Origin of the sequence: Microbacterium sp. LEMMJ01, assembly GCF_002114135.1 — a bacterium.
Lineage (GTDB): Bacteria > Actinomycetota > Actinomycetes > Actinomycetales > Microbacteriaceae > Microbacterium.
The window spans coordinates 129,221-143,095 of sequence record NZ_NCTV01000036.1; the positions used below are offsets into that span (position 1 = coordinate 129,221).

The following is a 13,875-nucleotide window of genomic DNA, read 5'->3' on the forward strand; positions in this document are numbered from 1 at the left end:
GTTCTCCGGAAGGGTCAGAGTTCTGGATCGAGGATATCGAGGCGGACCGAGAGCGTGCTGCGGGCGGCCTTGGTCCGGCCTCGGCGGCCGCTCACCGCCTCCGCCACGACGGCAGCACGGAGGGTGGTCGCGACGCGACTCCCCGCGCCGTAGTCGAAGCGCACGAGCGCCCGCACGCGGGGCGGGACGTCATCCGATTCGACGGGGACGGGACCGAGCACCGCGTCGGAGGGCAGCGAGAGTTCGGACAGGGCCTCCAGAGCGCGCGCCACGGCGGCGGACGAGCCTTCCACGAGCGCGACGCGCGCGGTCGGCGGCATGTGCAGCGGCGCGCGCTGCTCCAGCTCGGTGCGTGCGTAGGCGGGGTGGTTCCACGTGGCGAGGGCTCTGGCGACGGCGCCGTCGACGCCGACGAGGTGGACGGGGGCGCCCGGCGCGGCGAGGGCGGCGGCGTTCGACCACCACCGCAGACACGCTTCGCCGATGCGCAGATCCGGCGCCTGCAGCATCCGCGGGCCGTCGAGCAGGACGACCGCCCGGTAGCCGCCCTCCGCGAGGGGCTCGGCGCCGCGCGTGGCGACCACGAGGGCCGGGCGCGCGTCGACGCGCTCCACCGGATGGCTGCCGTCGGCGACGATGACGCGGACGCCGGGGAAGGCGCGTCCGAGCTCGTCGGCGGTCCGCTCGCTGCCGGATGAAGCGAGCCGGAGACGGGTCGAGGAGCACGCCGGGCAGGTCCACGCCCTGGCACCACGCCCGCACCACCCGCACACCGGGACCGCGCCACGATGGCGGGCGCCGAGAGGACCGCCGCAATGAGGGCATCGGGCGGGGGCCCGGCAGTCGGCGCAGACGAGGGACGGCGCGAAGCCGGGCCGCGAGACCTGGATGAGTACCGGACCCTCCGCGGCCGCGTTCCGGGCGGCGAGGAAGGCCGACGACGGCATGCGCTGGGGCGTCGGCTGCTCCATCTCCTGCGGCGTGCTCAGCACCACACGCGGGAGGACCCGCCGGGTCGCGCGGACATCCCGCAGCCAGCCGTGCACGACGAGCCGCTCGACCTCGGTCGTCCGCGTGTGACCGGCGAAGAGCAGGGCCGAGCCCTCCGCCTCCTGCCGCAACAGCGCCGCGTCCCGGGCGTGGACGTAGGGTGCGAGCGGCTCGCCCAGCAGGCTGTCACCGTCGTCCGACAGCGCCACGAGACCGGCGACGACAGGGGCGTACACGGCGGACCTGTTCCCGACGACGATGCAGGGCGCGTCCTCGAGCGTGCGCAGGAAGGAGCGATAGCGGTCCGGGTTCGACTGTCGGGAGTCGTACCGCGCGATCGCCTCCACGGGGACGAACCTGTCGAGGGCGGCCAGCAGCCGATCGAGGTCACGGTGGTCGGGCACGACGAGGATGGTCGACTTCCCCGCCGCGAGCGTCGTCGCGGCGGCAGCAGCGAGCATCCGCGCCCAGCCCGGTGTGTCGTCGCTGAGCTGCGGGATGGCCTCGACGGCCGCTCGTCCGTTCTCGTCGAGCACCGCCTGCAGTCCGTCGTACAGTCCGACGACGGACGCGGCCGCGTCGCGGGCCTCGGGTTCGAGGAGCGGCGTCGGAGCGTCGGCGGTCCAGGCCTTCTCGACCCGCACCTGCCGCTTCGGGATCACCAGCCGCAGCACGTCGGCTGCTGACCCTGCCGCGCGATCGGCGACGCGCCGCGCCAGTCGGTACAGGCGATCCGGCAGTACGGGAACGGCGGACACGATGCTCTCGACCTCGGAGAGCGGCCGATCGGCGTCGTCCTCCACGTCCAGCTCCACCACGAATCCGTCGACCACGCGCCCCGCGGTCCGCAGGGGCACGCGCACGCGGACCCCGGGCTCGACGTCACCGAGCTCCGGCGGGAGCGCGTAGTCGAACAGGCGGTCGAGCTGCGGCAGCGGCGACTCGAGGAGCACCCGCGCGATGCGCCGGCTCTCCGGAGAGATCAGCACCGCGGACCCGTCAGAGCCCGGCAGCGCGCCGCAGCTCCTCGGCCCGGTCCGTCCGCTCCCACGTGAAGTCCGGCAGCTCCCGACCGAAGTGCCCGTACGCGGCCGTCTGCGCATAGATCGGCCGCAGCAGGTCGAGCTGCTCGATGATGGCCTGCGGCCGGAGGTCGAACACCTCGTCGATGGCGCGCGTGATGACCTCGTCGGACACCCGTCCGGTGCCGAAGGTCTCCACGTACAGGCCGACGGGGCGGGCGACGCCGATCGCGTAGGCGACCTGCACCTCGAGGCGGTCGGCGAGGCCCGCGGCGACCGCGTTCTTGGCGACCCAGCGCGTCGCATAGGCGCCGGAGCGGTCGACCTTCGACGGGTCCTTGCCGCTGAAGGCACCACCGCCGTGCCGTGCGGCGCCGCCGTAGGTGTCGATGATGATCTTGCGGCCGGTGAGCCCGGCGTCTCCCTTGGGGCCGCCCGTGACGAAGGGGCCCGCGGGGTTGATGTAGTAGGTGACCTCGTCGAGGTCGAGGCCGGTCGTGGCGAGGACCGGATCGATGACGTGCTCGCGGATCTGCGCCTTGAGGTCGTCCTGGGCGATGTCCGGGTTGTGCTGCGTGGACAGCACGACGGCGTCGACGGTCTTCGGGGTGAAGCCGTCGTAGCCGAGGGTGACCTGCGTCTTCCCGTCCGGGCGCAGGAAGGGCAGCAGCCCGCTGCGGCGCACCTCGGTCAGCCGCTCGGCGATGCGGTGCGCGGTCCATGCGGCCATCGGCATGAGCTGCGGGGTCTCGTTGGTGGCGAACCCGAACATGATGCCCTGGTCCCCGGCGCCGAGGCCGTCGAGCGGATCGACCGACGAGCCGTCGCGGTGCTCCTGGGCGTTGTCGACCCCGTGGGCGATGTCGGTGGACTGCTCCCCCACCGAGACGCTGACGCCGCACGAGTCGCCGTCGAAGCCGGTGTCGGACGACGTGTAGCCGATGCCGTTCACGACCTGGCGGACGATCGTCGGGATGTCGACGTAGGCGTCGGTGCGGATCTCGCCGGCCACATGCACGAGCCCGGTCGTGACCAGCGTCTCGACCGCGACCCGGGAGGCCGGGTCCTTCGCGAGCAGTCCGTCGAGGATGCTGTCCGAGATCTGGTCGCAGATCTTGTCCGGATGCCCTTCGGTGACGGACTCGGACGTGAACAGACGCAGCGCGCTCATCGATGCTCCAGAACGGGGACGGACGGTGGGAGGGTGTGGCACCCATTCTGGACCGCGCCACCGACGTCGGGGCGGCGCGGTCGTCGAGTTACTCCGCGTGACGCAGGCGGAGCTTGTCCTCGTTGATCTCGTGCAGGGCGATGGTGAGCGGCTTGTCCTCGACCGAGGAGTCGACGAGCGGGCCCACGTTGTCGAAGAGGTTCCCCTCGTGCAGGTCGGAGTAGTAGTCGTTGATCTGACGGGCGCGCTTGGCCGCGTAGATCACGAGCTCGTACTTGGAGTCGACGCGCTCCAGCAGGTTGTCGATGGGGGGATCGATGATGCCGTTGTTGCGTCCGGCCATGGGTGGACCTCCTGATCAGGCGACGGGATTCGCCGCGAAGACGGTGCTGCGGGCGCGCGACCCTTCGACGAGCTCAGGGACCGGCGTGGTGCTCGACCCTGGAATCAGGTCAGCGCGCAGAGCTTGTAGACAAGTCTACGACCTCGCGAGCGGCGGTGGCGACGTCCTCGTTCACGATGAGGTGGTCGAACTCGTTCTGCGCCGCCAGCTCGACCTTCGCGGTCCGCAGCCGGCGGGCTCGCTCCTCGGCGTCCTCGGTGCCCCGGCCGACCAGTCGGTGCACCAGCTCGTCCCAGCTCGGCGGCAGAAGGAAGATGAGGGTCGCCGACGGCTCGGCCGCGCGCACCTGGCGCGCGCCCTGCAGGTCGATCTCCAGCAGCACGGTCTTCCCCTCGGCCAGGGCGGCGTCGATGGGAGCGCGCGGGGTGCCGTAGCGCGAGCGGTTGTGCACGACCGCGTATTCCAGCAGCTCGCCGTCGGCGATCAGGCGGTCGAACTCGGCGTCGTCCACGAAGTAGTAGTGCACGCCGTCGATCTCGCCCGGTCGTGGAGGTCGGGTGGTCGCCGAGACGGACAGATGGATCTCGGGGTTGTTCTCGCGGATGTGCGCGGCGACGGTCCCCTTGCCTACGGCCGTGGGACCGGCGAGGACGAGCAGTCGGCTGCGCGCCCCGCGGGGCGCAGGTACGGGGAACCGGTCGTCCAGCCACTCCTCCAGCACCCGGCGCTGCCGGGCGCCCAGCCCGCCGAGCCGCTTGACCGGAGAGATGTGGAGCTGCTCCAGCACGCGGTCGCGCTTTCCCGCGCCGATCGCCGGGAGGGCCAGGAGGAAGTCGGTGATGCGCATGGACCCCTCGACCGAGTCGGGGTCCTCCGTCGCGCGATGCAGCACGGCCTGCGGGGTGACGACGCGCATCGTCAGATCCCGCTTGAGCGAAGCCCTGGCGCGTCGTCTCTCGACCGCACGGCGGGCGGCGGCGGCCCTGTCGACCTCGGGGACGGTGCGGCGTTCCTCAGCCACGGCTGACCTCTCGATACTGGGCGGCACGGTCGGCGATCGTCTCGGCGAGGGCCGCCGGGCCCGCGGAGAGGAGGCTGCGGCTCTCGCTCGCGATCACCGAGGCGGCCTGGGGGCCGAAGCGGCGGGCGAGATCCGCGGGAGTGGCGCCCTGCGCGCCGAAGCCGGGGGCGAGGATCGGGGCGACGGGCGCGAACGGCGCGAGGCCGGCCTCCGCCGCGTCCACGGTGGCGCCGATGACGAAGCCGAAACTCCCCCACTCCCCCGCGGGCGTCGCGGCGGCGTTCCGGCGCGACACCTCGGCGACCACGGCCGCGGACACGGTCTCGCCGTCCGCGGTCGTCGCGCGCTGCAGCACGGTCGCCTCGGGGTTGCTGGTCGCCGCGAGGACGAAGAGCCCCTTGCCGTGCTCCTCAGCCAGGGCGAACGCGCCCTCCAGCGCACCGACGCCGAGGTACGGGTTCACCGTCAGGGCGTCCGCCTCCAGAGGCGCACCGGCGGGCAGCCAGGCCTGCGCGTAATCCGCCATCGTCGATCCGATGTCCCCGCGCTTGGCATCGGCGATCACGAGCAGTCCGGCCGCCCGCGCGGCGGCGAGCACGTCCTCCAGCGCGGCGAACCCGGCGGCGCCGTACCGCTCGAAGAACGACACCTGCGGCTTCACGACACCGACGCGACCGGCGGCCGCCTCGACGGTACGGAGCCCGAACTCCCGGACTCCGGCGGCGTCGGCGGTCAGCCCCCACGCCGCCAGCAGAGCGGCGTGGGGGTCGATGCCGACACAGAGCGGACCGTGCGCCTCCAGAGCGGCGCGGGCTCGCTCGCCGAAGCGTTCCGTCATACCGCGGCCATCCGGTCCTGGGCGTACTCCTGCAGGCTCTTGACCTGGAAGCCCTCGTGCGCGGCGTCCATCCCGCTCACCGCCGCGCCGAGCACGGCGATGGTCGTGAAGAGCGCCTTGTCGGCGGCCACCGCGGCGGCGCGGATCTCGTAGCCGTCCGCACGGGCTGCCCCACCGGACGGGGTGTTCACGACGATGTCGATCTCCCCGTCGTTGATGAGGTCGACGATGTTCCGGGCTCCGGACTCCTGGGTCTCGCTGTACTTCTCGACCACCGTGACCGCGATGCCGTTGCGGGACAGGATCTCCGCCGTGCCCTCGGTCGCCACGATCGTGAAGCCGAGCTGCTGGAGGCGGTGCGCCGGGAGGATCACCGCGCGCTTGTCGGAGTCGGCGACCGAGATGAACACGGTTCCCGAGGTCGGCATGCCGCCGTAGGCCGCGGCCTGGGACTTCGCGAACGCGGTCGGGAAGTCGCGATCGATGCCCATGACCTCGCCGGTCGAGCGCATCTCCGGGCCGAGGACCGAGTCGACCGTCTTGCCGTCGGCGGTGCGGAACCGCTTGAAGGGCAGCACGGCCTCCTTGACCGAGACCGGAGCGTCCAGCGGGACGCGCGAGCCGTCCTGCGCGGGCAGCATCCCCTCGGCGCGGAGCTCGGCGATGGTGGAGCCGGCCATGATGCGGCTGGCGGCCTTCGCCATCGGGATGCCCAGCGCCTTGGAGACGAAGGGCACCGTGCGGCTGGCCCGGGGGTTCGCCTCGATGACGTAGAGCACGCCGGCGCTGATCGCGAACTGCACGTTCAGCAGACCGCGCACGCCGACGCCCTGCGCGATCGCGAGGGTGGCCTCGCGGACGCGGTCGACGTCGCTGCGGCCGAGCGAGACCGGCGGCAGCGTGCAGCTCGAGTCGCCGGAGTGGATGCCGGCTTCCTCCAGATGCTCCATGACGCCGCCGATGAAGAGGTCGGTGCCGTCGTACAGGGCGTCCACATCGAGCTCGATCGCGTCGTCGAGGAAGCGGTCGACCAGGAGCGGCTTGCCCTCCTCGATCACGACCTCACCGGCGGTCCGCACGAAGTAGTCGCGCAGCGCGTCGGTGCCGTAGACGATCTCCATGCCACGGCCGCCGAGCACGAAGCTCGGGCGCACGAGCACCGGGTACCCGATCTCCTCGGCGATGCGCACCGCGCCCTCCACGTCGATCGCCGTGCCATTGCGGGGCGCGAGGAGTCCGGCCTCGTCGAGCAGTCGCGAGAACAGCTCGCGCTCCTCGGCCAGGTCGATGGCCTCCGGGCTCGTCCCCAGGACCGTGTAGCCGGCCGCCTCGATGCCCTTCGCGAGCCCGAGCGGGGTCTGCCCGCCGAGCTGGCAGACGACGCCGAGGATGGTGCCGCTCGCCGCCTCCGCGTCCAGGACCTCCAGCACGTCCTCGAGCGTCAGCGGCTCGAAGTACAGCCGGTCGGACGTGTCGTAGTCGGTCGACACGGTCTCCGGGTTGCAGTTGATCATCACGGTCTCGAAGCCCGCGTCGGACAGCGCGAACGAGGCGTGCACGCAGGAGTAGTCGAACTCGACGCCCTGACCGATGCGGTTCGGGCCGGAGCCGATGATGACGACCTTGGTGCGGTCGGACGGCGCGACCTCGGTCTCGGCGTCGTAGCTCGAGTAGTGGTACGGCGTCAGCGCGGGGAACTCCCCTGCGCAGGTGTCGACCGTCTTGTAGACCGGGCGGATGCCGAGGCCGTGGCGCACGCCGCGGATCTCGGCCTCGCTCTCGCCGCGGAGCTGGGCGATCTGCACGTCGGAGAATCCGTGCTCCTTGGCGTAGCGCAGAGTCGCGTCGTCCAGCTCGCCGGCGGTGCGGACGACCTCGGCGACCTCGTTGATGAGGACGATCTGGTCGAGGAACCAGGGGTCGATGGCCGTGGCCTCGAACGCCTGCTCGATGGTCGCGCCCTTGCGCAGCGCCTGCTGCAGGGTGACGATCCGGCCGTCGGTCGGGGTCTTCGCGATCTCGAGCAGTTCCTCGACGGTGCGCGGCTCCTCGCCCCAGTGGAAGCTGGAGCCCCGCTTCTCGAGCGACCGCAGCGCCTTCTGCAGCGCGGTGGCGTAGTTGCGGCCGATGGCCATCGCCTCGCCGACCGACTTCATGGTCGTGGTGAGGGTGGCGTCGGCGGCCGGGAACTTCTCGAACGCGAAGCGCGGGACCTTCACGACCACGTAGTCGAGCGTCGGCTCGAAGCTGGCCGGGGTCACGCCGGTGATGTCGTTCGGGATCTCGTCGAGGCGGTAGCCGAGGGCGAGCTTGGCCGCGAGCTTGGCGATCGGGAAGCCGGTGGCCTTCGACGCCAGGGCGCTCGACCGGGAGACGCGCGGGTTCATCTCGATGACGATGATGCGGCCGTTCTCCGGGTTGACCGCGAACTGGATGTTGCAGCCACCGGTGTCCACGCCCACGGCGCGGATGATGTCGATGCCGATGTCGCGGAGCTTCTGGTACTCGCGGTCGGTCAGGGTCAGCGCCGGCGCCACCGTGATCGAGTCGCCGGTGTGCACGCCGACCGGGTCGACGTTCTCGATGGAGCAGACGACCACCGTGTTGTCGGCGGTGTCGCGCATGAGCTCGAGCTCGTACTCCTTCCAGCCGAGGATCGACTCCTCCAGGAGCACCTCGGTCGTCGGCGAGTCGCGCAGGCCGGCGCCGCCGATGCGGCGCAGGTCCTCCTCGTCGTAGGCGAACCCGGAGCCCAGCCCGCCCATCGTGAAGGACGGGCGCACCACGAGCGGGTAGCCGAGCTGCTCGGCACCGGCGAGGAGGTCGTCCATGGTGTGGGCGATGACGCTCTTGGCGACGTCCGCGCCCGCCTCGAGGACGAGCTCCTTGAAGACCTGACGGTCCTCGCCCTTCTTGATGGCGTCCACCTTCGCGCCGATGAGCTCGACGTCGTACTTCTCGAGGATCCCCTGCTCGTGCAGGGCCATCGCGGCGTTCAGCGCCGTCTGACCGCCGAGCGTCGGCAGGATCGCGTCGGGCTTCTCCTTGGCGATGATCGTCTCGATCACCGCGGGGGTGATCGGCTCGATGTAGGTCGCGTCGGCGAAGTCGGGGTCGGTCATGATCGTCGCGGGGTTGGAGTTGACGAGGATGACCCGGACGCCCTCCTCACGGAGGACGCGGCACGCCTGGGTGCCGGAGTAGTCGAACTCGCAGGCCTGGCCGATGACGATCGGGCCGGAGCCGATGACGAGGACGGAGCGGATGTCGTCGCGCTTGGGCATTACTTTGCGTCCTTCTTGTTCGCGATGACCATGTCGCGGAAGCGGTCGAAGAGGTAGTTGGCGTCGTGCGGTCCGGCCGCGGCCTCGGGGTGGTACTGCACCGAGAAGGCGGGGATGTCGAGGGCGCGCAGGCCCTCCACGACGTTGTCGTTGAGGCCGACGTGGCTGACCTCGACCTTGCCGTAGCCGTGCGGGCTGTCGAAGGAGCCCTCCAGGGGCGCCTCGACGGCGAAGCCGTGGTTGTGCGCGGTGATCTCGACCTTGCCCGTCTGCTTGTCCAGCACGGGCTGGTTGATGCCGCGGTGGCCGAACGGCAGCTTGTACGTGCCGAGACCCAGGGCCCGGCCGAGGAGCTGGTTGCCGAAGCAGATCCCGAAGAAGGGCAGCCCGTCGTCGAGGACCGCGCGCAGCAGTTCGACGTGGTCGCCCGAGGCCGCGGGGTCGCCGGGACCGTTCGAGTAGAAGACGGCGACCGGCTCGATCGCCCGGATCTCGTCGATGCCCACGTCCTGCGGGAGGACGTGCACGTCGAAGCCGCGGGCCGCGAGGTTGTCGATCGTCGCCTGCTTCACGCCGAGGTCGAGCACGGCGAGGTTGCCGATGCGCTCCCCCACCGCCGGGGTGACGGTCGCGCTCTGGACGGACACCTGCGCGGAGAGGTTGAGGCCGGTCATCTCCGGGGCCTCGCGGACGATGCGCAGCTGCTCCTCCGGGTCGAGCTCCGCCTCCGCACCCGAGAAGATGCCGCCCCGCATGGAGCCGGCCGAGCGGATGTGGCGGGTGACCGCGCGCGTGTCGATGCCGCTGATGCCGACGATGCCGTCCTCGACGAGGACCTCGTCGAGAGAGGCGTTCGCCCGCCAGTTCGAGACGACGCGCGAGGGGTCGCGCACGATGTAGCCGGCGACCCAGATGCGGCGGGACTCGGTGTCCTCGTCGTTCATGCCGGTGTTGCCGATGTGCGGGGCCGTCTGCAGGACGATCTGTCCGGCGTAGGACGGGTCGGTGATGGTCTCCTGGTATCCCGACATGCCGGTGGCGAACACGACCTCGCCGAGGGTGCGCCCGCGCGCGCCGTACGCGCGTCCGCGGTGTCGGGTGCCGTCCTCCAGGACGAGGACGGCGGGGTCGGGAAGGCGGGCCGCGGAGGCCTGCGGGGAGGAAGTCGAGAGGGTCATGACGAGGCTCCTGTGTCAGGGGCGGCGGGGATGAGCCGCTGCAGGTCGGAGATGAGGGTCGGGAGGTCGCCGCCGGTGAGGCGCACATAGCTGTCGACGACGGTCGTGTCGTCGACGTGCCACGAGATGCGCACGAGCCCGCCGGGCTCCACGACGCGATCGATGGTGACGGTCGCGCGGTCGACGGAGACGAGGCGGTCGGCGGCGAGGAAGACGGTGGGGGCACCGTCGAGGGCCAGCGCGATGCCGCGGTCGGTCACAGCCAGCTCGCCGCGTGCGCGGAACGCCAGCGGGGTGATCGCGAGCCGTTCGAGGGGCTGCTCGTGCCGAGTCGTGGACACGTAGAGCACCTCGTCGCGGCGCGTCACCTCCGCGTGCTCCGGCACCCCGAGCGGGGCCGTGTACGCGGCATCGCGCCGCACTCGTCGTCGCCAGGCGAACAGCATCGAGAGCAGGATCAGCAGCGCGACGGCGATGATGATCGCGACCGCGAGGTCCCGTGCGCTCATGCGCCGAGCTCCTCGACGACGGCGCCGCCGTCGACCGTGAGGACGCCGCCGTGCACGGTGTACTCGACCCTGCCGGGCAAGGCGCGGCCCAGGTAGGGCGAGTTCACGCTGCGCCCGTGCAGGTCCGCGGCGGTGAACACACCGTCGACCGCGGGGTCGTACAGCGTGATGTGCGCGGGCTGCCCGGCGGCGAGCGGCGTGCCGTGGCCGGAGAGCCGGCCGATGCGGGCGGGCGTCGCGCTCATGACGCGGGCCACGTCGGCCCAGCCGATCAGGCCGGTCTGCACCATCGACTGGTGCACGACCCGCAGGGCGCTCTCCAGACCCACCATGCCGTTCGCGGCGGCCTGCCACTCGCACGCCTTGTGCTCGCTGGGGTGCGGTGCGTGGTCGGTCGCGACGATGTCGATCGTGCCGTCGGCCAGGCCCTCCCGGACCGCGAGGACGTCCTCCTCGCGGCGCAGCGGCGGGTTGACCTTGAACCGCGCGTCGTAGCCGCGGACGAGCTCGTCCGTGAGCAGCAGGTGGTGCGGCGTGACCTCCGCCGTCACGTTGACACCGCGCTTCTTGGCCCAGCGGATGATGTCCACCGAGCCTGCCGTCGACAGGTGGCACACGTGCAGCCGCGAGCCGACGTGCTCGGCGAGGAGCACGTCGCGGGCGATGATCGACTCCTCGGCGACCGCCGGCCACCCTGCCAGCCCGAGCTCGGCCGAGACGGTGCCCTCGTTCATCTGGGCGCCCTCGGTGAGTCGCGGGTCCTGCGCATGCTGGGCGATGACGCCGTCGAAGGACTTCACGTACTCCAGAGCCCGGCGCATGATCAGCGGATCCCACACGCAGAAGCCGTCGTCGCTGAAGACCCGAACCTGGGCACGGGAGGTGGCCATGGCGCCCAGCTCGGCGAGGCGCTCGCCCTTCTGGCCCACCGTGACGGCGCCGATCGGCTGCACGGTCGCGTAGCCGGCCGCCTCGCCGAGGGCGAGCTCCTGCTCGACCACGCCCGCCGTGTCGGCGACCGGGGAGGTGTTCGGCATCGCGAACACGGCGGTGAACCCGCCCGCGGCGGCCGCTCTGGTGCCGGTGAGGATCGTCTCGGAGGCCTCGAACCCCGGCTCGCGCAGGTGGGTGTGCAGGTCGACGAGGCCCGGCAGCGCGACCAGGCCCGCGGCGTCGATCACCCGCGCGCCGGTGCGGGTGATCCCCGTCCCGACCTCGGCGATGACGCCGTCCTCGATGATGATGTCGGCGCCGTCCGCGCCGAGCAGCTGTGCACCGGTGATGACGAGGGTCTCGCTCACAGGTCTCCCCCTCGTTCGTCGTCTCGTTCTCCTGCCAGCAGCAGGTACAGCACCGCCATGCGCACGGAGACCCCGTTCGACACCTGTTCCAGCACCGTCGAACGGGGGGAATCGGCAGCTTCGGAGGAGATCTCCAGTCCCCGGTTCATGGGTCCGGGGTGCAGGACAATGCTACCGCCCGGCAGAGCCGCCACGCGCCGTGCGTCCAGGCCCCACCGGCGCGAATACTCCCGCTCAGTCGGGAAATACGCCGCGTTCATCCGCTCGAGCTGGATGCGCAGCATCATCACGGCGTCCGGCCCCTCCGCGAGGGCTTCGTCCAGGTCGTAGACCACGCGGACGGGCCACAGCGACACGTTCTGCGGAACCAGGGTCGGCGGCGACACGAGCGTGACCTCGGCGCCGAGCGTGGTGAGCAGCCAGACGTTGGAGCGCGCCACGCGGGAGTGCAGCACGTCGCCGACGATCGTCACACGGAGACCGGAGAGGTCGCGTCCGCGGCTCTCCGCACCGAAGCGACGCTTGCGGATGGTGAAGGCGTCGAGGAGCGCCTGGGTGGGGTGCTCGTGCGTGCCGTCGCCCGCGTTGACGACTCCGGCGGAGATCCAGCCGCTCGTGGCGAGCGTCTGCGGGGCGCCGGAGCCGGGGTGCCGCACGACGACCGCGTCGGCGCCGATCGCCTCGAGCGTCTGCGCGGTGTCCTTCAGGCTCTCGCCCTTGGAGACGCTGGAGCCCTTGGCGGCGAAGTTGATGACGTCGGCGGACAGGCGCTTCGCGGCGGCCTCGAAGGAGATGCGGGTGCGCGTGGAGTCCTCGAAGAAGAGGTTCACGACGGTCTTCCCGCGGAGGGTGGGGAGCTTCTTGACCTCGCGGGACTGGGTGTCGGCCATGTCCTCCGCGACATCGAGGATGCGCAGGGCGGTCGCCCTGTCGAGCGTGCGGGTGTCGAGGAGATGCCTCATTCGCCGATCGTCACCTCCTCGGCGCCGTCGTTCTCGAACAGACGCACATTGACGCGCTCGGTGCGCGCGGACGGGATGTTCTTGCCCACGAAGTCGGGGCGGATGGGAAGCTCCCGGTGTCCGCGGTCGATGAGGATCGCGAGCCGCACGACGGCGGGACGGCCGATCGACTGCAGGGCGTCGAGCGCGGCGCGGATGCTCCGGCCGGAGAACAGGACGTCGTCGACGAGGACGACCGTCTTCCCGTCGATGCCGCCCGCGGGGATCTCCGTCGGCTGCGGCGATCGCGTCGGGTGCTTGGCGAGGTCGTCGCGGAAGAGCGTCACGTCAAGGGATCCGACGGGGACGGAGACCTGCGCGATCTCGCTGATCAGCGCGGCGAGCCGGTGGCCCAGCGTCACGCCGCGGGTCGGGATGCCCAGCAGGACGAGGTCGTCGGCCCCACGATTGGACTCGAGGATCTCGTGCGCGATCCGGGTCAGCGCTCGTGAGATGTCGGCTTGGTGCAGCACAGTGCGCACACCCATCAGCCGCTCCCTTCTCCGCCTCACAGGACGGTGTTAAAGGTTGCTTGTGATTTCAGTCTATCGGAGCGCTCAGACGCCGACGACCTCGACACCGCGCTCTCTGGCGACCGTCGCGAGACGACGGTCGAAGGTCGCCAGCTTCGCGCCGAACGCCTCCGCTGTGACGAGTACCGCGCAGTCCGGGAGCTTCAGGGAGGTCGCGGCGCGGAGCCGCGCGATATGGACCGGTTCGTCGACAGTCTCCTCCCGACGCAGCAGCCCGAGGGAGTCGATCTTGGCGAGATCGGCGAGCTCTGTGCCCATCCGCGCCGGATGCACGAGCGTCTCCGCGAGGGTGATCGGGTGGATCAGAAGGTCTTCCTCGGTATCGAGGATGTCGAACGCCGCCTCCTGGTGGACATCGTCGGTGGAAAGGTGCGCGATGAGGACACCGGCGTCCACGACGATCACTCCGGCCAGTCCTTACGGAGAGCGTCGAGATACCCCGGTGGATAGGCGATCGATCCCCGTGTCGCCTCGAGCGCCGCCCGCCGGGTCGCGCGCCGGTGGGATCCTCGCTCTGCGAGCCGCTCCGCCCCCAGCACCGCGAGCCTCGCCACCTGCTCCGACTTCGGTAGTCCCGGCCACTCGCTTTCCGCGAGTTCCAGCGCCTCGCGCAGCGCGGCGGTCTGCGTCACCTGGATACGGGTCAGAGCGGTCGGCATCGCCACACTGTACCACCGGCTGCGC

The 13,875-nt window shown here is 71.3% G+C and carries 13 protein-coding genes; all 13 read right to left on the reverse strand.

From position 1 onward, the window contains the following. Positions 1-14: 14 nt before the first annotated feature. Positions 15-1,973 (reverse strand): hypothetical protein, encoded by a 1,959-nt coding sequence (locus B7W94_RS15560; RefSeq protein ID WP_085607945.1) that lies wholly within the window; start codon positions 1,971-1,973, stop codon positions 15-17. Positions 1,974-1,989: 16 nt separating this feature from the next. Next, positions 1,990-3,183 (reverse strand): methionine adenosyltransferase, encoded by a 1,194-nt coding sequence (metK, locus tag B7W94_RS15565; protein ID WP_085607538.1) that lies wholly within the window; start codon positions 3,181-3,183, stop codon positions 1,990-1,992. Positions 3,184-3,271: 88 nt separating this feature from the next. Then, positions 3,272-3,526: a DNA-directed RNA polymerase subunit omega gene (gene rpoZ, locus B7W94_RS15570; RefSeq protein WP_025103490.1), complete on the reverse strand. Its 255-nt coding sequence runs from the start codon at positions 3,524-3,526 to the stop codon at positions 3,272-3,274. Between the two features lie 109 nt (positions 3,527-3,635). Next, complete coding sequence (gene gmk, locus B7W94_RS15575; protein ID WP_025103491.1) at positions 3,636-4,547, reverse strand: guanylate kinase; 912 nt, start codon at positions 4,545-4,547, stop codon at positions 3,636-3,638. Beyond that, entirely contained in the window at positions 4,540-5,385 is an 846-nt protein-coding gene (gene pyrF / locus B7W94_RS15580; RefSeq protein ID WP_062634510.1) for an orotidine-5'-phosphate decarboxylase, read from the reverse strand. Before pyrF ends, gmk begins: the two co-directional genes overlap by 8 nt. Further along, positions 5,382-8,669: a carbamoyl-phosphate synthase large subunit gene (gene carB, locus B7W94_RS15585; protein WP_085607540.1), complete on the reverse strand. Its 3,288-nt coding sequence runs from the start codon at positions 8,667-8,669 to the stop codon at positions 5,382-5,384. The genes pyrF and carB overlap by 4 nt, the downstream gene beginning before the upstream one ends. Beyond that, the gene (carA, locus tag B7W94_RS15590) at positions 8,669-9,847 is read right to left on the reverse strand and encodes a glutamine-hydrolyzing carbamoyl-phosphate synthase small subunit (RefSeq protein WP_085607542.1); all 1,179 of its coding nucleotides are present in this window, start codon (positions 9,845-9,847) and stop codon (positions 8,669-8,671) included. The genes carB and carA overlap by 1 nt, the downstream gene beginning before the upstream one ends. Then, positions 9,844-10,356: a PH-like domain-containing protein gene (locus B7W94_RS15595; RefSeq protein WP_062634504.1), complete on the reverse strand. Its 513-nt coding sequence runs from the start codon at positions 10,354-10,356 to the stop codon at positions 9,844-9,846. Before B7W94_RS15595 ends, carA begins: the two co-directional genes overlap by 4 nt. Beyond that, entirely contained in the window at positions 10,353-11,657 is a 1,305-nt protein-coding gene (locus B7W94_RS15600) for a dihydroorotase (RefSeq protein WP_085607544.1), read from the reverse strand. The genes B7W94_RS15595 and B7W94_RS15600 overlap by 4 nt, the downstream gene beginning before the upstream one ends. Continuing rightward, positions 11,654-12,619: an aspartate carbamoyltransferase catalytic subunit gene (locus B7W94_RS15605; RefSeq protein ID WP_025103497.1), complete on the reverse strand. Its 966-nt coding sequence runs from the start codon at positions 12,617-12,619 to the stop codon at positions 11,654-11,656. The genes B7W94_RS15600 and B7W94_RS15605 overlap by 4 nt, the downstream gene beginning before the upstream one ends. Then, positions 12,616-13,146, reverse strand: a complete 531-nt coding sequence (gene pyrR, locus B7W94_RS15610; RefSeq protein WP_025103498.1) for a bifunctional pyr operon transcriptional regulator/uracil phosphoribosyltransferase PyrR — start codon at positions 13,144-13,146, stop codon at positions 12,616-12,618. Before pyrR ends, B7W94_RS15605 begins: the two co-directional genes overlap by 4 nt. A gap of 69 nt (positions 13,147-13,215) precedes the next feature. Continuing rightward, entirely contained in the window at positions 13,216-13,596 is a 381-nt protein-coding gene (locus B7W94_RS15615; RefSeq protein ID WP_172400138.1) for a type II toxin-antitoxin system VapC family toxin, read from the reverse strand. Further along, the gene (locus B7W94_RS15620; protein WP_060922159.1) at positions 13,593-13,850 is read right to left on the reverse strand and encodes a hypothetical protein; all 258 of its coding nucleotides are present in this window, start codon (positions 13,848-13,850) and stop codon (positions 13,593-13,595) included. Before B7W94_RS15620 ends, B7W94_RS15615 begins: the two co-directional genes overlap by 4 nt. Between the last annotated feature and the right edge of the window lie 25 nt (positions 13,851-13,875).

Coding starts and splice junctions, on each gene's coding strand:
- B7W94_RS15605 (WP_025103497.1), bottom strand. CDS start 12,619: ATGAGGCATCTCCTCGACACCCGCACGCTCGACAGGGCGACCGCCCTG.
- B7W94_RS15620 (WP_060922159.1), bottom strand. CDS start 13,850: ATGCCGACCGCTCTGACCCGTATCCAGGTGACGCAGACCGCCGCGCTG.
- carB (WP_085607540.1), bottom strand. CDS start 8,669: ATGCCCAAGCGCGACGACATCCGCTCCGTCCTCGTCATCGGCTCCGGC.
- pyrF (WP_062634510.1), bottom strand. CDS start 5,385: ATGACGGAACGCTTCGGCGAGCGAGCCCGCGCCGCTCTGGAGGCGCAC.
- pyrR (WP_025103498.1), bottom strand. CDS start 13,146: ATGGGTGTGCGCACTGTGCTGCACCAAGCCGACATCTCACGAGCGCTG.
- rpoZ (WP_025103490.1), bottom strand. CDS start 3,526: ATGGCCGGACGCAACAACGGCATCATCGATCCCCCCATCGACAACCTG.
- B7W94_RS15595 (WP_062634504.1), bottom strand. CDS start 10,356: ATGAGCGCACGGGACCTCGCGGTCGCGATCATCATCGCCGTCGCGCTG.
- metK (WP_085607538.1), bottom strand. CDS start 3,183: ATGAGCGCGCTGCGTCTGTTCACGTCCGAGTCCGTCACCGAAGGGCAT.
- carA (WP_085607542.1), bottom strand. CDS start 9,847: ATGACCCTCTCGACTTCCTCCCCGCAGGCCTCCGCGGCCCGCCTTCCC.